This is a genomic window from Halostagnicola sp. A-GB9-2 (genome assembly GCF_030068615.1).
Taxonomy (GTDB): domain Archaea; phylum Halobacteriota; class Halobacteria; order Halobacteriales; family Natrialbaceae; genus Halostagnicola.
The window spans coordinates 34,300-51,269 of sequence record NZ_JASJOC010000012.1; the positions used below are offsets into that span (position 1 = coordinate 34,300).

The window sequence follows — 16,970 nt, forward strand, 5'->3', positions numbered from 1 at the left end:
CTCGATCCTAAAGACTAGAAGCTTCTCACCCCAACCTGCTAGATAATCGTGAAATCATTATCTTCAAAATCAATAATATCCCAGAGGCTAATAATAGAGACCTGGTCGTCGTAGCCTAACGAGGACACAGCAATTTCGATTGACTTTTGGGCAATTCGATCAGCGGTGATAATTGTCACGTTGTCTGGTCTCTTCTTGTCAAGAAGATATTCGATAGCGAGTCCAGCAAATACTGGATCCGCCTTTTCGACATCGTGTTCATCCTTTTCAGCTGATTTGGAAGCAATTGCCCGCCGCATGATGTCTTGCGCTGTTGTGGCTCTCCCCTGAGACACAATCGGAGCGTCGACGATTTTTGCCCATCCTTCTTCTCGAGCTTGGTTCAAGGCCGGTGTAACACCACCTTGTTCAATTTCTTCTTCGACGCGAGCAGGAACCAGTAGTGTGACGCCAGCACGACGAACAACTCGGCGGAACCGACGATATTTGGGTTTTCCAGGATTTCCAGTGCTAATGAAGACATTCGTATCGACTAGTGTAACGTGTTCAGGGGAGAGAGGAGATGATTCGTTCATTGAGATTGCCCAATTTACGATTCAGAATCGGGAAGCGGAGCAGTGACATCAATATCAGCATCAAACTCGATATCGCCAGCGATTTCAGGGAATATATCGCTGAAGTGTGGATCGTATTCCTGCCCGACCGCTAACGCGGGTTTGAGTGCAAGTATGATACGGATTGCCTCGCCAGTTGGAATCTCAAGAGGATCAGCAGCCATCCGCTGCGTGATCTGGTCTGCATAATGTAGCCCAGCCTGTCGGATTGCAGCGGCCAGTTTTCCAACTCCATGTCGCTCCACAAAGTACGAAATATCTTCGTCGACCTCTTGAAGCGCAATCGCATGAAGGATCGTCGGCGTCACCATAATGCCGTCGGTGGTGATTCTCACTGGCTCTGCTGTGATTTCAACAGGCCGACCACTGCCGAGAGTAATGACTCCGTGCCTTTCAAGCGTCTCAACGTGGTCATAGACCGTGGTCTTCGGGATATTTAGTGCATTTTTGATCTGTGGTCGGGTGACCGGGCCATAATAGCAAACGTAGACGTAGACACGTGCAAGCTCTGGGTGATCCAGCAGACGACCGATAGTTGCGAGCTGGTTGATTCCAGTCTCAAAATCTTGCGGAGGGGTTTCCGCAGCAGGACGTGGGGTCATATACGTCACTACGAAATCCTTGAACTTCAAACTTCGTATCGGAGTTTAAACAATAATTTTGATATATTGCTTGGGGATGTAAAACAACTGGTTGCCAACCGGAAGAAAGCCACCGCCAACAAAGATCGCATCACCAAACTCCAGTCCCGCGAACTCGAAAAAGGCGCCCACCTCCGCAAAGAGGCTGTCGACGAACACGCCGTCGACGTCGCCGACGGCCGGCTCGAGCGAATCACGAAAGACGACGGCAAGCAGTACTTCCAACTGCCCGAGAGCGCGGATCCACTCAATCGAGGTGAAACCTCCCTCGCCTACGGGGACTTGCTTCCGGTCCAGCAATTGGCCCGGATGGATGAGGAGATGCGTCGCTCGGCCGCCAATACAGTGCCGATGCGGCTGGCAGCGAAGCTGTGGCAAGCCCGTACAGACAATAGTGTCGGCGACAATCCCTGGGAAGCCGGCTGTCGGGAAATCGGTGAGTACGTCAAAGCCAGCGATCTCAAGCATTGGATTCGGCGCCAAGAAGCCGGTATCAGCGAGAGCTACGCGAAGAAACTCGTCTCGCGGGTGATCGATGCCATGCTGGATCTCTCGAAGAACCGTGTCGCAGTTCGGAAGCGAACAGAACGGAAGAACGGTCTCGAGTACACAGAACGCCAGCTCGTGCTTCCCGCTGACGGCAAGATTCCGGGTGAAACGGGAGATGGTGAATAGCAACGGTGACAACTGGAGTCCTCGGGTAATAGGGGACACCGGGGAAGAACTGACTGTTCTCTCTGGCGCTGCCGCGTCGGCGGTAGACGGCCAGACGAATACTGGGTGACGGCATCGAGGGAAGCCGGTGATGGAGTGCGACGTTGGGGCGTCGCCGTCCTGGGCTGATTTGACCGAAACATTTGAACAGTTCTCCCTCGTATTTGTCTCGAAGTTCACAGCTACCGATATGCTTATCCGGACTTCCTCTCACTATCCAATGAGTGATGTACGAAGCCACATTTAAAATTAAGCATAGTAGTTTATACGCAACCATATCGAAGGAAAACAACTGCTATGTCGAAATGTGGTGTAACGAACACTGTGATCTTCTCCACATCAAAGAAATGGCCGACTCCGATGTCTCCCTCGTCGCACTCCGCGATTCGGCCGGAATCGACGACATCATCCGAACGGACAACGAGATGATCCTCATCACCGAGGAGTGTCTGTTAGGTCACGAAGAGAACCTTCTTGAGGGTTATCTGGAACGCCACAACTGTCTGTCGTTTCCGCCCCGGGAGTACCGGAACGGGACGATCACGATACGAATCATCTCGCTGAACGAGGAGAACCTCACGACGTTCTTTCACGATATCAACGAGGATTACTCGGTAACCGTCGAATCGAAGCAGGAGATTGCGAACCTTCGATCGAACGATCCGCTATTGATGATCGACGCCGATGTCCCGAACCTCTCGGAGCGACAGCAGGAAGCGTTGCTGACGGCGTTCGATATGGGGTACTACGAGATCCCGAGACGACACACGACCGCGGATATCGCCGACGAGATGGGAATTCAGCGACGAACGTTCGAAGAACACCTGCGACGGAGCGAAGAGAAGTTGCTCAACAGTCTGGTCGATCACATTCGTCGCGCATGATACCAAATAGGTCCTCCGTTTGGAGTGGAACTTTTAACGTGACTCACAGGACTCAACAAAGATAGATGCCACAACAGCGCCCACACGAACAACCAACGGAACAGACAACGACCGACCGTACGCCCGTCGTCCACATCGATTCCGTTTCGAAATACTACGGCGACGACGTCGCAGCGGAGGATGTGTCGATTTCCGTTTCGAACGGCGAGTTTCTAACGATGCTCGGGCCAAGCGGGGCCGGAAAAACGACGCTCTTGCATATGATCGCCGGCTTCGAGACGCCCACTGACGGCGAGATCTATACCAACGGTGAGCCGGTCTCACACAAGGCGCCGTACGAACGGAACATCGGCCTCGTCTTTCAGGATCTCGCGCTCTTTCCGAACATGACCGTCGAGGAGAACATCGCGTACCCTCTGAAGATGCGACGACTCCCCGGGGACGAGATCGACGAGAAGGTGAGCGACGTCCTCGAGCTCGTCCGCTTGCCCGCCGAGTACGCGCCGAAACCCGTCGACGAACTCTCGGGTGGACAGCAACAGCGGGTCGCGATCGCTCGGGCAATCGTCTTCGAACCGGCGCTGTTGCTCCTTGACGAACCGCTCTCGTCACTCGACAAGAAACTCCGCGAGGAGATGCGGGCCGAACTCAGTCGCATTCACAACGAAACGGATCTGACGATAATTCACGTCACGCACAACCAGACGCAGGCACTGTCGATGGCCGATCGCATCGCGGTGCTCAACGGCGGCGAACTGGAACAGCTCGCACCGGCGAAGGAACTGTACTCCGATCCGGCCTCGACGTTCGTCGCCGATTTCATCGGCGATACGACGCTGTTTGAGGGCACGGTCACTGAATTGAACGAAACCGGTACCGTCGTCGATCAGGGCGGGATCGAGGTCGCGTTCGATCCGCCGGACGGGATCGAACTCGGCTCCGAGGTCACCGTCGGCGTACGCGCCGAACACGTCAGTATCGACGCTCAGGAGGGAGCGACGATCGACAACGGGTCACGGAACGTCTACAATGCAACGGTCGAATCCGTCTCGTTCGAGGGTGATCGAACGAAATACCAGGTTTCGCTGGACGGGTCCGAAATCACGATGCAGATCACCGCACCGAACAGTACCGAGACGGAGATCCACGCGGTCGAATCAGACGTCAGTATCAGCTGGGTGGTAGCCGATATGCTGGTCTACCCAGAGTCGTGACCGGCTCGGAGTCGGCTCCTTCGACGCTTTTCTCGTCGATCCGGTGCCCATAATACTGCTGACGTCGCCCGCGAACCGGTCGTCTCGTCACTGTGCGCTATTTCCGTTCGAAGGCGGCCGAGATTCGATTGACTGCCGTTTCGATCGTTTCCGCATCCGTTGCGTACGAGAAGCGAACATACCCCTCGCCTCCGGGGCCGAAGACCGAGCCGGGGACTGCCGCCACGTGGGCATCGGTCAATAGCTGTTCGACGATATCACGGCTCGTTCCCGAGCGCTCGCTGACATCGGCAAACACGTAAAACGCGCCGTCAGGTGCCGTCGCCGACACACCCGGAACGGCGTCGAGACGGGAGACCATTACCTCCCGTCGTTCGGCGAAGCGGTCATGAATCCGCTCGGCGGCGGCCGGCTGATCGAGGGCCGCTTCAGCGGCGGCCTGTGCGGGTTCGGCCGCACAGGAGACGATGTGCTCCTGGAGAACGCGCATCGCATCGATAATATCCGACGGGCCAGTCGCGTATCCGACTCGCCATCCCGTCATCGCGTACGATTTTGAGAAGCTAAAGATCGAGACCGTTCTGTCGAACAGCGCTGGAGTGCTGGCCAGAGAGTGATGGGTTGCGCCGTCGTAGACGAGTTTCTCATAGGTCTCGTCCATGATGCAGAACAGATCGTTCTCGACAATGCGGTCCCCGAGCTTCGCCATTGTCTCCGAATCGATCACGCTCCCCGTCGGATTCGCTGGCGAATTCAACAGTACGACGGCGGTGTCCGACGAGATCGCCGCCTCGAGTTCCTTCGGTTGCGGGACGAAGTCGTTCTCGGCTGTCGTTTCGATCGGTTTCAGCGCCGCACCGGTGCTTCGGATCTGCCCCTCGTAATTCGGCCAGTACGGTGCTGGAACGAGGACCTCGTCGCCCGGATCACAGATGACCGTCAGCGCAGTGAACAGGGCTTCCATCGCTCCGGCGGTAACGATAACTTCCTCAAGAGGATTGGCACGGATGCCGTTGTCCTCGGCGAGTTTGTCGGCGATGCGTTCCCGAAGGGATAGTCGGCCGAGCGTTTCAGTGTAGTGGGTCGCACCCTCGTCGAGTTCGTCGGTGACCGACTCGAGAATGGGTGTTGGCGTCGCGAAATCCGGTTCGCCGATACTGAGATCCCAGATCTGGTCCAGTTCCTGAGCCTGATCGAAGATTTCTCGGATTCCTGATTGCGGGATTCGATCGATGCGGTCTGCTGTTCGGGTGTGCATACCGGGAGATGACGATAAACGAGCAAAGCGACTCCCGCACCGTTCGGAGGGGATTAATTACGGTCAGGACGATACTCGCTTCACGGTACCGGTTCCCGTCGTGGTGTCACCCGATGGAGGACCATGGGTCGCGGTCACTCGCTCCGCATCTGTTCAGCCGGGTCGAGCACCTCGTCGTTGACGATTCCTGAACACTCCTCGTGGTGGTACGCTTTTGCGGCGATTTCGCTGCCGCGTCGCCGCAGCGTTTCGGCTGATGTCTCCGAGTACCAGGCGGCGTGTGGTGTCACAAACACGTCGTCGCGGTGTAACAGCGGGTCGTCCTCAGCTGGCGGTTCGATCGCTAGCACGTCGAGGCCGGCTCCGAAGAGGTTGCCCGTTTCCAGCGCCTCGAGGAGCGCGCTCTCGTCGACCACTTTCCCTCGCGACGTATTGACGAGAATCGCATCGTCTTTCATCTGACCGAACGCGGCGGCGTCGAACAGGTTACGCGTCTCGTCGGTAAGCGGCGTGTTGATCGAGACGATATCCGCACTGTCCAACAGTCTATCGAACGATGTCGGGGTGGCACCATCCGCGACGATTTCTTCGTTCGACCGGTAGGGATCGTACGCACAGACATCGAAGCCGAGGTCGGTTGCCAACTGGGCGGCAGCCTGGGCCTTTCGTCCGTACGCGATGAAGCCGAACGTGAGGTCGCTGAACCGTCTGAGCGGCGTTGCGACCTGCCACTCCCACGCGCCACGTTCGGTCGAGGCAGTGTATTGGGGAAGTCCTCGGAGCACGGACAGCGCGAGGGTGATGATGTGTTCGCCGACTTCTTGGTCGCAGTAGGTGGGGACCCTCGTCACGCGGACACCGCGGTCGGATGCGGCCGCGACGTCGATCCCATCAATCCCGGTCGCGTACCGCGAGACGACAGCACAGCCGGTTTCGTCCATCGCTGTCGCCGGTACGTCGGTATAATGCGTGAGGAGTATATCCGCCTCCCCGACCGACTCGCCGATACCCTCGCTACAATCGATACCCTCGACTACGACGTTCTCGAACGATTGCTCGAACCGATCGCGTTCGACAGCAACGTCACCGAACCAATCCGGGTCGAGCATCACGATTCGCACTTCGTTGGTCATCAATTCGTCGTCGCGCTAGCGCCCCGTTATCCTATTACCTCCATTCGGTGGATCAATACAAGTCGTCGCGGCATCGACTCTCGACCCTCGTCCACGATTGTCGCCACCAACTGTCGTGGATCTCCGGTCGAACGGTGGCCGTGCCGGATGTCCACATGAACGAGACGGCGCTCGTAACTGGCTTCGTTGGTCGGTCACAAGCGAGTCTCGACGGGAACCCGATTCGCTGTCAGTACCTCGCTTAAACCCCCCACCATACGTCGTTACCTAAGCCATTAGCAGCGTTTCCATAGAATGGGTAGACATGGCAAACCAATCCGAGGAGGCAGACGGTGTGGGGTCGCCAAGCGACCTGTGGCAGGAGTACCGCGGTGCCGCGACCGGGAGGGAGATCGAATGCGAGGGCTGGCGCCAGGAAGCCGCCCTACGCATGCTGAACAACAATCTCGATCCCGAGGTTGCGGAGCGACCAGAGGATCTCGTCGTCTACGGCGGGACCGGACGTGCGGCGCGGTCGTGGGACGCCTACGATACGATCGTCGACGAACTCCGGACGCTGGCCGACGACCAAACGCTGCTGGTACAGAGCGGGAAGCCGGTCGGCACCTTCACTACGCACGAACGCGCCCCGCGCGTCCTGATCGCCAACTCGAACCTCGTCGGTAACTGGGACGGCTGGGAGCACTTCCACGAACTCGAGGCCGAGGGCAAGATCATGTACGGACAGATGACAGCGGGCTCTTGGGCGTACATCGGAACCCAGGGGATCATCCAGGGAACCTACGAGACCCTCACAGAACTCGCTAGACAGCAGTACGATCGACCGTCGCTGCGCAGCAAGATCGTCGTCACGGGCGGGCTAGGCGGCATGGGCGGCGCACAGCCGCTCGCCGTGACGATGAACGAGGGGATCTGTATCGCCGCGGAGGTTGACGAGGAGCGAATCGACCGGCGCGTCGAGATCGGCTACTGCATGGAAAAGGTGTCGTCGCTCGAGACGGCCATCGAGAAGGCTGAGACCGCCGCCAGCAACGGCGAACGCTACAGCGTCGGTGTCCACATGAACGCCGCCGATATGCTCGAGGAACTGCTCGAGCGCGACTTTGTTCCCGACATCGTGACGGATCAGACCAGCGCCCACGACGAACGCGAGGGCTACTATCCCAGCGGCTACACGGTTGCCGAGGCCGACGAGCTCCGAACGCAGAATCCGAGCGAGTACGTCGAGGCCAGTCTCGAGACGATGGAGCGTCATGTTGATGCCATACTCGAGTTACAGGAGCGCGGTGCGACCGCGTTCGAGTACGGTAACAACATCCGCGGACAGGTCGCAGACCACCGGGACCACAAGACGGCGTTCGACTTCCCGGGATTCGTTCCGGCGTACATTCGTCCGCTGTTCTGCAGGGGGAAAGGACCTTTCCGATGGGTGGCCCTGTCGGGCAATACTGACGATATCCACCGGACTGACGAGGCGATCCGCGATCTCTTCCCGGAGAAAGATGCCCTGCTACGGTGGATCGATCTCGCGCAGGAACTGGTCCCATTCCAGGGACTGCCCGCCCGGGTCTGTTGGCTCGGGTACGAAACCGACGACGACGGGCTGACGGAACGCGCCACGTTCGCGCTCCGGATCAACGAACTCGTTCGGGAGGGGGAGATTGAGGCCCCAATCGTGGTCACCCGCGACCACCTTGACGCTGGCAGCGTCGCGAGCCCGTACCGGGAGACCGAGGCGATGAAAGACGGGACCGACGCCGTCGCCGACTGGCCAATCCTGAACGCGCTGCTCAACTGCGCTGCGGGCGCGGATATCGTTTCCGTCCACGACGGCGGCGGCGTCGGAATCGGGAACTCGCTGCACGCGAACAACCACGTCGTCCTCGATGGCACCGATCTGGCCGCTGAGAAGGCCGAACGTGTGTTCACGACGGACCCCGGGATGGGAGTGATCCGTCACGTTGACGCGACCTACGAGGACGCCGTCGACGAAGCCGACCGCTCGGACGTTCACGTGCCAATGCGGGACAGCTAATCGCCACCGTTTGGCACTATATCCCACTCACTCAGCTATGAAACTCATTCATAACGCGGCGGAGGTCGTTACCGTCGCGACCCACGACCGAATTGAGACACACGAACAGGCAGCGGTACTCGTCGAGGACGGAACCGTCGAGGCGGTCGGCCCGTCGGACGAACTGACGCGGTCGTACCCGCCAGAAACCGTCGACGTCGCAATCGATGCTGGCGGAAAAACCGTCGTTCCCGGCTTCGTCGACCCCCATACGCACGCCGTCTTCGCTGGCGACCGAAGCAACGAGTTCGAGGCCAAACTCGCCGGGAAGACGTATCAAGAGATTCGAGACGACGGTGGCGGGATTCTGCGGACAGTCCGCTCGACACGAGAGGCGTCCACCGACCAGTTAGTCGACCTTCTCCTCGAGCAACTCGACGTCATGCTGGCCCACGGGACTACGACGGCGGAGGTCAAATCGGGGTACGGGCTGGAGACGGAGACCGAACTCCGGATGCTGAAGGCGATCGAGATCGCCGACGACGAGCATCCGATCGATCTCGTCGCGACGTTTCTCGGCGCCCACGACGTGCCGCCGGAGTCGAATACCGAGTCCTACGTCGACGACGTCGTCGAGAGCCAGATTCCGGCGGTCGCCGACCAGGGGATCGCGGAGTTTTGCGATGTCTTCTGTGAGACCGGCGTCTTCGACATCGAGCAGAGCCGTCGCGTGCTCGAGGCGGGTCGTGATCACGGCCTCATGCCCAAGGTCCACGCGGACGAACTGAGTCATCTCGGCGGCACGCAGCTGGCCGCAGATGTCGGTGCCGCAAGCGCCGACCACCTCCTCTACAGCACCGAGGATGACGCCGAAGCGCTCTCTGAGGCCGATGTCTCGCCCGTTTTGCTTCCGGGAACAGCCTTCAGCCTCGGCGTGGAGTACGCCGACGCACAGCAGTTCCTTGACGCCGGAGCTCCTGTTGCCGTGGCGACGGATCTCAATCCGAACTGCTACTCACAGAGCATGGGCTTTGCCGTTTCACTGGCGTGTATCGGAATGGGAATGACGCCGGCTCGGGCGCTCGGGGCAGCGACGTCAAACGCAGCGAGAGCGATTGGCCGTGACGACGGTCCTGGCGAGATCACGCCGGGATCGCCAGCCGATATCGCGATCCTCGACGCCCCGTCACACGCACACGTGCCATACAATTTCGGCGTCAACAACGTCGAGACCGTTCTCAAGGACGGCGTGATCGTCCATGACTGAGGTAACGGTCGACGGTGAGACGCTGACTCCAACGGATGTCGTCGCCGTCGCGCGTGACGACGCGACGGTCAGTATCGACCCGAACGGCCGGAAGGCCGTCCGCGTCAGCCGCGATCGCGTCGAATCGCTCATCGACAGCGGCCAGGCGGTGTACGGCTTCAACACCGGGTTCGGCGAACTGGTCGACACGCGCATCGACGACGCGGACCTCGAGCAGTTACAGTCGAACCTCATTCGGAGTCACGCCTCGGGCGCGGGCCGGGAACTTGAGCGCGAGGAGGTTCGAGCGCTGCTGGTGACCCGGCTCAACGCGCTCGTGAAGGGATATTCGGGCGTCCGAGAGGTGGTTGTCGATCACTTGCAGACGATGCTCAACGAGGGGATACATCCCGCGGTCAGGTCGCGAGGGAGTCTCGGGGCCTCGGGAGATCTCGCCCCGCTCGCCCATCTAAGCCTGGTTCTCATCGGCGAAGGGGAAGCCGATGTCGACGGCGAACCCGAACGGCTGTCGGGGACCGCTGCACTGGAGACGGCCGGTCTCGAGCCGCTGACCCTCGCCGCGAAGGAGGGTCTCGCCCTGATCAACGGAACGCAGCTGTCGGCCGGGCTTGCCGCAATCCGCCTCGTCGACGCGCGCCGGGTTCTCGAGGCCGCCAACGCCGCGGGTGCGCTGACGACGGAGGTGACGATGGGGACGACCGCAAACTGCGAACCGGAGATCAACGCGGTCCGACCCCACCGGGGACAGCGAACGGTCGCGTCCCGGATCCGACGGCTCACCGAGGAATCTGAGATCATCGCCTCTCACGCCAACTGTGACCGCGTGCAGGACGCCTACTCGATCCGGTGTCTGCCGCAGGTACACGGCGCCGTCAGCGACGCGCTGGACCACCTCGAGGAGGCGGTCGAGATTGAACTCAACAGCGCGACCGACAACCCACTGGTATTCGCGGCGGACGCGGTCGATCCCCGGGCGACCGGCACGAGCGACGCGGCGGCCATCTCCGGTGGTAACTTCCACGGTGAACCGCTCGCCCTCCGCCTCGATTACGTCACGAGCGCGCTCGTCGAACTCGCCGCGATCAGCGAGCGCCGGGTCGATCGGATCGTTAATCCGAACATCCAGGAGGAGCATCTACCGCCGTTCCTCACGACGAACAGTGGCCTTCGGTCCGGGTTCATGATTCCGCAGTACACCGCGGCCGCGCTGCTGAACGAGTTGCGCTCGCTGGGTCGTCCGTCCACGGATTCGACGCCGGTGAGTGGCGGCCAGGAGGATCACGTCAGCATGAGCGCAACCAGTGCACACCAGTTCGCGAGGGCCGTCGAACTCGCTCGCACCGTCGTCGCCATCGAGCTTCTGACGGCCGCACAGGGTGCGGAGTTCGTCGACGCCTCCATCTCCCATGGGGCCGGCACGGATGCCGCCTACGGGCTCGTCAGGGACGTTTCGCCCGCCGTCGTCGAGGACCGTTCGCTCGCGCCGGATATCGACGCCGTCGACGAACTGATTCGGTCGGGCTGTCTCGAGCAGACGCTTCGGGACCACATCGACGCCGCGTAGACTCCCCCGGGTCGAACGACCCGAAAAATTTGCGCTTCCGTCTTAGAGCTTTCGAACGACCGTGCCGTCCGGTTCGATGGCGTTGATCTCGGCATCCGTCAGCGGCACCTCGATTTCGATCTCGACCAAGTATCCCTCGTCTGCCAGCTGATCGGTGCCCAACACGGTATGACACGGGTAGGGCTCGTCGAAGGTCTCCCAGTAGACTTCCTTGTAGCCGTCGTAGTAGTGTTCCTGGGCGTCGACGATATGGGTCGTCACCTTCGCGATGTCGTCGAACGATTTGTCGATCGCCTCAAGCAGATAGCCGACGTTCTCGTAGGCTTTCTCGGCCTGCGTTCGGATATCGTCTCCGACGATCTCCGAATCGGCGTCCATCGCGACTTGGCCCGCCATATAGAACGTTCCCCCGGCGATAATCCCGTGGTTGTAGCCGATCTGCCGTGCATCCTTCAGCTCCGGTGGGTTGATCGCGAGTCGAACCATACCGACTCCATCCGCGCTAGGGAGTAAAACGCACGCCCTCCAGATGGCGGTTCTCTCTTGGCGTAACCGCTCGTCGGTCACTCCGTCGCGAGCGCCGCCGCCGACTCCGCGAGGACCGTCACCGCCGCCGCACAGTCCTCCCACGATGTCCACTCCCGTGGGTTGTGGGAGATCCCGTCTTTCGACGGCGCGAACAGTAGGCCGGAATCAGTGACATCGGCGACGGTCGCCGTGTCGTGCATAGCTGCGGAGTGGAGCTCCAGGAACTGCGCTCCGGTCGTCGTCGCCGCCGTTCGAGACGCCGCGAGACAGCGCTGACTCAGGTGCGTCGGTTCGGTATCCCGATACCGCTCGAACGACGTTTCGACCGCTCGGTCCTGGGCCACGCGGAAGAGGCAGTCACGACACTGGGCCACGAGGTCGTCCATCCGATCGCAGTCGACGTCCCGAATATCGAGCTGCAGGGTGACCGCTCCGGGAACGATATTGCGCGCGTTCGGCTCGATCGATCCCTCGCCGACAGTAACGACGGCAGTGGAGTGCTCGGCGGCGACGGACCGACCGACAGCTTCGACCTCGAGGACGAACTCTGACGCTGCGGCGAGGGCGTCGGTTCGATCGGCCATCGCCGTCGTGCCCGCGTGATTGGCTTCGCCGGTGATCGTGACCTCACAGTTCGTCAGCCCCGTGACCGAATCGACGATGCCGACCGCTGCGCCGGCGTCCGTCAGCCTGGTTCCCTGTTCGATGTGGAGTTCGAGCCACGCAGACCACTCCGCAGCATCGATCTCATCCGTCCCGCTGAAGCCGATGTTCGTCAATCGCTGTTCGAGGGTGACGCCGGCGTCGTCAGTCAGTGACAGCGCCTCGACTGCCGATCGTTTGCCGGCAGCGACCGACGAACCGAGCGTTCCAACGCCGAAGCGGGCGCCCTCCTCCTCGGTAAAACAGCCGACGCCGAGTGGGCGCGTCGGCTCGTACTCCGAGGACTGAATCGCACGGATGGCCTCGAACGCGCCGTAAACGCCGAGCGGCCCGTCAAAAATCCCACCGCGGGGGACGGAGTCGAGGTGGCTCCCCAGGACGACCGGTGCGGTATCTTCGTCGGCGCTGTCCGGAACCCAGTAGCCGGCAATGTTCCCAACCCGATCGATACGCACTGTGAGCCCGGCGTCGGTCAGTCGGTCAACGAGACGCTCTCGAGCGAGCCGGTCGGCTTCGCTGCCGGTCAGTACGGTTCGCCCGCGCCCACACTCGACGTCGAGTGCGCCGAACGTCGCGTTTCGTTCGATATCCGCTCGAAGTCGCTCCGCATCCACGTTCATACTTCCGTATCGTCGATCCGACGGATAAGCGTCCACGCGCCATATGGGGGCGCACCTGTCTAGCAGTGATCGACCATCGCGTCGATGAATTTCTTCTCGACCCGGAGAAGATGATGTTGCACAATTCAACGTTCGATACCGGTTACGACCGCTGAGGAATCACACAGGATGTTGTAGTACCCGTAGGTGTGAACGGTCCGAATCACCTCATGCTGCCGCTCGGAGAGAGACGGTATCACCGACTCACCAAACTAAGCGCACCCGACGGAACGGTCCGACTCGACCGAGTTGAAACTGCGAGCGACTCGAGATCACCATGGCGACCGGTTCGATCTCGTCGGACGCTGTCGCACTCGAGGCGCTCGCCCGGCAGCGCACCGAGGAACTGGCCGCTCTTTCGGACGCCTCGTTTCCCCGCGACCGTCCTCGAGAGGGCGAGCTGACCGACGGGACCGACAGCACGCACCTAACGACCATACCCAACGAGTTCGGGTTCGTCTCCGTCCACGAACGGTGCGGCACTGCCGGTACGACCATCGATGTCGTGGCGGAGAAACAACACGATTTGGTTCGGTTCGGGCCAGCAACACTCGCGGCTATCGCGGAACACGACCACGAGCTATTCACGGAGTGGATCGCCGCGAGACTGGAGGAGTAGCGTCGAATCGACCGCACCGCGGTGACTGCGTCTTCGGCCCGCCGGGACCGCTCGTCCGGCGAACCATTCCCGCCTCGAGGCCTACGAACTCAGCAGTTCCTCGAGTCCGACGAGTCGGTCCGAGACGAGGACGGCGATAAAGGCGACGAGGACGTAGATACTCGCGACCGCCGCGATGAGCGGGCTGATGTTCGACCGGATCGCCGTGTAGATCACGACGGGGAGCGTCACGTTGTTCGTCGTCGTGATAATGAGGCTCACGAGGAACTCGTTCAGCCCGAGGACGAACATGATTAGGGAGCCGGTCACGACGCCCGGCATGATCGCTGGCAGCGTCACATTGACGAACGTCTGCAACTCGTCGGAGCCGAGGTTTTTCGCCGCGTTCTCGAGGTTCGGATCCAACGCGTTCACGCGGGACGTGACGCTCCAGATCATGAACGGAATGTTGATGATCGTCAGAGCGAGGCCGACCGTCCAGAGCTGGCCGATGTAGCCGAGTTCACCGAAGATGATCATCAAAATCACGCCCGAGACGACGAGCGGGACGGTAAACGGGAGCAGGAAGTAGATCTGGAAGAGGTTTGAGAACCGCAGGTCGTAGCGCATCAACCCGATCGCCGTCAGTATCCCGATCGGAATCGAGAATAGCGTACAGAACAACGCGGCGACAACGCTGCGGTAGAGTGCCGAAATATACTGGTCCTGTTCCGGAATTTCGGCGTACCAGCTCAGTGAGAAGCCGTCCGGCGGGAACCTGACGATGTCGCCGGGCTGGAACGAGACGATGAAGACGATGATCGTCGGGAGCATGAGAAAGACGATCTGGAGGAGGATGACGCCCGAAATGATCGGTCGGTTCCCCGGCAGTTTTCGGCTGAGACGCGACAGCGAGTGGCTCAGTCCGGTACCAGGCTCTCTACTCATGGGTACCACCTTCGGTGACGCCAAGCGTTCCCGTTCCGATTGACCTGAAGATGCCGAGAACGATGATTGACGATACGACCACCAGCGAGATACTGAACGTCGCTGCGAGCGGATAGTTCGCCATGTTGAACAGCGCTCGATAGATCACGTTCGAGATGAAATCGACCCGTCCACCGCCGACGAGGGCCGGGATTGCGTACGTCGCAGACGTCAGCGTGAAGACGACGATAGTCGCGCCCGCGATTCCCGGCGCAGCGAGTGGCAAGACGACGTACCAGAACGTCTCAAGTCTGTTGGAGCCAAGGCTACTTGCCGCCAGCTCCAGCGATCGATCGATGTTCTGAATCGCCGGTGCGATCATAATGATTGCAAACGGTATCATGATCTGTAAGAGTCCAATGATGACACCGTGTTCTGTCCCAATGAGTCGTATCGGTCCAATACCGAATACTCCTAGCCCGGTGTTGACGAGGCCGTTCTGGCCGAGAATGATCATCCAGCCGTACGCGCGAACGATCACGCCCGTGAAGAACGGAACGAAGAGGCAAACGAGCAGTAGCTTCCGCAGCACCGCGTTTTCCGTCCGAACCGTCAGATACGCGTAGGGGAGCGCCATCGCGACTGCTAGCACGGTAATCAGTGTTGCCATGCCGACCGTCCGGGCGAATATCCTGTAATACGCCTCTGTCGTGAGGAAGTTACGCCAGTTCTCGAGCGTGAACTCGTAGACGATGAATTCGATCGGATCGAACGTGAGGACGCTGTAGCCAGCCAACAACAGCAGGCCGACGAAGAGAAAGCTCACGAGCAGTACTCCGGGAACGATCAGGACGTATCCCAACCAGTTCGGCTGTGACTGATACCACTCTCTGGGCAGCGTTTCTTTGGCTGCGATCAGCCGGTCCATCACGCGCCATTTGAGGTTCTGTAAACGTTGGTTATTGTCAATAGACATTATGTCCTCGGATGGAATTCTGTGTGAATGAAGCGTTCTCAGTTACGGAGACTTACGTACTTATGAACCAACGGTATTGTTGAACGTCTCGAACCACTCGGAGCTGTTCTCCGCGTAGACATCCAGATCGACGGTGAGAAGCCCGTCGTAATCCTCCTCGCTCGTCGGGTACGCCGGGTCCTCCTCCATGTAGTCGAGCGGGTCCGTGTTACTGTTCGTCATCGGTAGTCCGAGCAGCTCCGTCCACTCCGTCTGGACGTCTGCGTCGGCCGCGTAGTTGATGAACTCCTGTGACCAGTAGAGTTCGGATTCCGACTGATTGCGGGGCGTGTACATACTGTCGCTTCGAACTGTCGCGCCCTCCTCCGGAATCGTCCATCCGATCGGTTCGCCCTCCTCGTACGCTTCGTACACGTTGTTCATCAGCATGGCGGCGACCGAAACCTCTCCGGTTCTGATTCCTTCTGTAAGCGTCGGGTCGTCACCCAGAAGCCCGATACTGGGCTCGAACGCTTCGAGCTCGTCCCAGATCGGATCGAGATCGTCGCTGTCGAGTGGCGTGTCCGCAAATTCCGATAGGACCGGGAAGAATCCGTTCCCGTTGGCGTCGATAGCGAACTCGTTTTCCCACTGGTCGTCTTTTAACGCGGCCCAGCTGTCCATCGGTTCCTCGCTTCCGTGTACCTCTTCCAGCGACTCTTCGTTGTAACAGAGCGCGTACGTGTACGAGTATAGGGAGATGTATGGGAGGGAGTCGTCGACGTTCGGGATCGCGGAGTCGAACAACTCCTCGTGGTTCGTAACGATATCTGGCTCGAGTGGATACCCCAGATCCATCCGGTACTCCTCGTGGGCAGCGGGTTCGACCGTCCACATGACGTTTACGGCCGGTTCGCGATCCTGTTCGATCGCCGTTCGAATGTCTCCTTGCATGACCGTCCGCTCTGTGTTGTCGAATTCGACGTCGATACCCGTATCTTCGGTGAACGGTTCCGCGATGGCTTCTTCGACGGAGTCCTGCCAGACACCACCCCAGGCACGAACGGTGATGGAGTCAGGTTCTTCGGGTGGATTGTCCGGATCGAGCGTTACGTCCCCATCGCCCGAGGATCCGATACATCCGGCGAGAGCGCTGAGAACGATAGCCGAGTTCGCACCAATGAACCCTCGTCGAGAGAAGTCGGTCGTTCGATTCTGTCTGCGGCTTTCTGCCACCGCCTCACGCGTCGGTTCTTCGCTCATTGTCTGGGTATATAGAGTTACTATGATACAGTTATTGCTTCCACTCCATACGGAGCCCTGTTAAGCCCTGTAAA

At 59.9% G+C, this 16,970-nt stretch carries 15 protein-coding genes and 1 pseudogene; 7 read left to right on the forward strand and 9 right to left on the reverse strand.

The window, feature by feature from the left end; all coding sequences use genetic code 11:
- Nucleotides 1–38: 38 nt before the first annotated feature.
- Together QNM96_RS19420 and QNM96_RS19425 are read right to left on the reverse strand one after the other, a co-directional pair.
- Entirely contained in the window at nucleotides 39–575 is a 537-nt protein-coding gene (locus QNM96_RS19420) for a hypothetical protein (RefSeq protein WP_283838451.1), read from the reverse strand.
- Between the two features lie 14 nt (nucleotides 576–589).
- Nucleotides 590–1,216 carry a helix-turn-helix domain-containing protein gene (locus QNM96_RS19425; protein ID WP_283838452.1) on the reverse strand — a complete coding sequence of 209 codons (627 nt, stop codon included), beginning with the start codon at nucleotides 1,214–1,216 and terminating at the stop codon, nucleotides 590–592.
- A 102-nt stretch (nucleotides 1,217–1,318) separates the two neighbouring features.
- On the opposite strand from QNM96_RS19425, the pseudogene QNM96_RS19430 reads away from it, so the two are divergent.
- The 3 genes and pseudogenes from QNM96_RS19430 to QNM96_RS19440 form a co-directional block, all read left to right on the forward strand.
- Nucleotides 1,319–1,930: pseudogene (locus tag QNM96_RS19430) on the forward strand (hypothetical protein); the annotation flags it as partial.
- 344 nt (nucleotides 1,931–2,274) lie between these two features.
- Nucleotides 2,275–2,853: a helix-turn-helix domain-containing protein gene (locus QNM96_RS19435; RefSeq protein ID WP_283838454.1), complete on the forward strand. Its 579-nt coding sequence runs from the start codon at nucleotides 2,275–2,277 to the stop codon at nucleotides 2,851–2,853.
- Between the two features lie 65 nt (nucleotides 2,854–2,918).
- The gene (locus QNM96_RS19440) at nucleotides 2,919–4,067 is read left to right on the forward strand and encodes an ABC transporter ATP-binding protein (protein ID WP_283838456.1); all 1,149 of its coding nucleotides are present in this window, start codon (nucleotides 2,919–2,921) and stop codon (nucleotides 4,065–4,067) included.
- Between the two features lie 97 nt (nucleotides 4,068–4,164).
- On the opposite strand, the gene QNM96_RS19445 is transcribed toward QNM96_RS19440, so the two are convergent.
- On the reverse strand, nucleotides 4,165–5,325 hold the full coding sequence (locus tag QNM96_RS19445) for a pyridoxal phosphate-dependent aminotransferase (RefSeq protein WP_283838457.1): 1,161 nt from the start codon (nucleotides 5,323–5,325) through the stop codon (nucleotides 4,165–4,167).
- 134 nt (nucleotides 5,326–5,459) lie between these two features.
- A complete protein-coding gene (locus QNM96_RS19450) occupies nucleotides 5,460–6,458 on the reverse strand; it encodes a C-terminal binding protein (RefSeq protein WP_283838458.1) in 999 nt (332 codons plus the stop codon).
- Nucleotides 6,459–6,762: 304 nt separating this feature from the next.
- On the opposite strand from QNM96_RS19450, the gene hutU reads away from it, so the two are divergent.
- From hutU to hutH, 3 genes are read left to right on the forward strand one after another with little or no spacing between them, the layout of a single operon-like run.
- Entirely contained in the window at nucleotides 6,763–8,493 is a 1,731-nt protein-coding gene (gene hutU, locus QNM96_RS19455) for a urocanate hydratase (protein ID WP_283838459.1), read from the forward strand.
- A gap of 37 nt (nucleotides 8,494–8,530) precedes the next feature.
- Nucleotides 8,531–9,739 carry an imidazolonepropionase gene (gene hutI / locus QNM96_RS19460; RefSeq protein WP_283838460.1) on the forward strand — a complete coding sequence of 403 codons (1,209 nt, stop codon included), beginning with the start codon at nucleotides 8,531–8,533 and terminating at the stop codon, nucleotides 9,737–9,739.
- Complete coding sequence (hutH, locus tag QNM96_RS19465; protein ID WP_283838462.1) at nucleotides 9,732–11,303, forward strand: histidine ammonia-lyase; 1,572 nt, start codon at nucleotides 9,732–9,734, stop codon at nucleotides 11,301–11,303. Before hutI ends, hutH begins: the two co-directional genes overlap by 8 nt.
- Nucleotides 11,304–11,345: 42 nt before the next feature.
- Here hutH and QNM96_RS19470 read toward each other — a convergent pair whose 3' ends face one another.
- Entirely contained in the window at nucleotides 11,346–11,789 is a 444-nt protein-coding gene (locus QNM96_RS19470; protein WP_283838463.1) for a Rid family hydrolase, read from the reverse strand.
- Between the two features lie 77 nt (nucleotides 11,790–11,866).
- Nucleotides 11,867–13,114 (reverse strand): Zn-dependent hydrolase, encoded by a 1,248-nt coding sequence (locus tag QNM96_RS19475; RefSeq protein WP_283838464.1) that lies wholly within the window; start codon nucleotides 13,112–13,114, stop codon nucleotides 11,867–11,869.
- 316 nt (nucleotides 13,115–13,430) lie between these two features.
- On the opposite strand from QNM96_RS19475, the gene QNM96_RS19480 reads away from it, so the two are divergent.
- Complete coding sequence (locus tag QNM96_RS19480; protein WP_283838465.1) at nucleotides 13,431–13,772, forward strand: hypothetical protein; 342 nt, start codon at nucleotides 13,431–13,433, stop codon at nucleotides 13,770–13,772.
- An 81-nt stretch (nucleotides 13,773–13,853) separates the two neighbouring features.
- On the opposite strand, the gene QNM96_RS19485 is transcribed toward QNM96_RS19480, so the two are convergent.
- The 3 genes from QNM96_RS19485 to QNM96_RS19495 are packed head-to-tail and all read right to left on the reverse strand — an operon-like array spanning nucleotide 13,854 to nucleotide 16,896.
- Nucleotides 13,854–14,699, reverse strand: coding sequence for an ABC transporter permease (locus QNM96_RS19485; RefSeq protein WP_283838466.1), 846 nt, complete (start codon nucleotides 14,697–14,699; stop codon nucleotides 13,854–13,856).
- Complete coding sequence (locus QNM96_RS19490; protein WP_283838467.1) at nucleotides 14,692–15,654, reverse strand: ABC transporter permease; 963 nt, start codon at nucleotides 15,652–15,654, stop codon at nucleotides 14,692–14,694. The genes QNM96_RS19485 and QNM96_RS19490 overlap by 8 nt, the downstream gene beginning before the upstream one ends.
- A 60-nt stretch (nucleotides 15,655–15,714) precedes the next feature.
- Nucleotides 15,715–16,896, reverse strand: a complete 1,182-nt coding sequence (locus tag QNM96_RS19495) for an extracellular solute-binding protein (protein WP_283838468.1) — start codon at nucleotides 16,894–16,896, stop codon at nucleotides 15,715–15,717.
- Nucleotides 16,897–16,970 lie beyond the last annotated feature (74 nt).

Coding starts and splice junctions, on each gene's coding strand:
- QNM96_RS19435 (WP_283838454.1), top strand. CDS start 2,275: ATGTGGTGTAACGAACACTGTGATCTTCTCCACATCAAAGAAATGGCC.
- hutI (WP_283838460.1), top strand. CDS start 8,531: ATGAAACTCATTCATAACGCGGCGGAGGTCGTTACCGTCGCGACCCAC.
- hutH (WP_283838462.1), top strand. CDS start 9,732: ATGACTGAGGTAACGGTCGACGGTGAGACGCTGACTCCAACGGATGTC.
- QNM96_RS19475 (WP_283838464.1), bottom strand. CDS start 13,114: ATGAACGTGGATGCGGAGCGACTTCGAGCGGATATCGAACGAAACGCG.
- QNM96_RS19420 (WP_283838451.1), bottom strand. CDS start 575: ATGAACGAATCATCTCCTCTCTCCCCTGAACACGTTACACTAGTCGAT.
- QNM96_RS19440 (WP_283838456.1), top strand. CDS start 2,919: ATGCCACAACAGCGCCCACACGAACAACCAACGGAACAGACAACGACC.
- QNM96_RS19470 (WP_283838463.1), bottom strand. CDS start 11,789: ATGGTTCGACTCGCGATCAACCCACCGGAGCTGAAGGATGCACGGCAG.
- QNM96_RS19495 (WP_283838468.1), bottom strand. CDS start 16,896: ATGAGCGAAGAACCGACGCGTGAGGCGGTGGCAGAAAGCCGCAGACAG.
- QNM96_RS19425 (WP_283838452.1), bottom strand. CDS start 1,216: ATGACCCCACGTCCTGCTGCGGAAACCCCTCCGCAAGATTTTGAGACT.
- QNM96_RS19480 (WP_283838465.1), top strand. CDS start 13,431: ATGGCGACCGGTTCGATCTCGTCGGACGCTGTCGCACTCGAGGCGCTC.
- QNM96_RS19490 (WP_283838467.1), bottom strand. CDS start 15,654: ATGTCTATTGACAATAACCAACGTTTACAGAACCTCAAATGGCGCGTG.
- QNM96_RS19485 (WP_283838466.1), bottom strand. CDS start 14,699: ATGAGTAGAGAGCCTGGTACCGGACTGAGCCACTCGCTGTCGCGTCTC.
- QNM96_RS19445 (WP_283838457.1), bottom strand. CDS start 5,325: ATGCACACCCGAACAGCAGACCGCATCGATCGAATCCCGCAATCAGGA.
- QNM96_RS19450 (WP_283838458.1), bottom strand. CDS start 6,458: ATGACCAACGAAGTGCGAATCGTGATGCTCGACCCGGATTGGTTCGGT.
- hutU (WP_283838459.1), top strand. CDS start 6,763: ATGGCAAACCAATCCGAGGAGGCAGACGGTGTGGGGTCGCCAAGCGAC.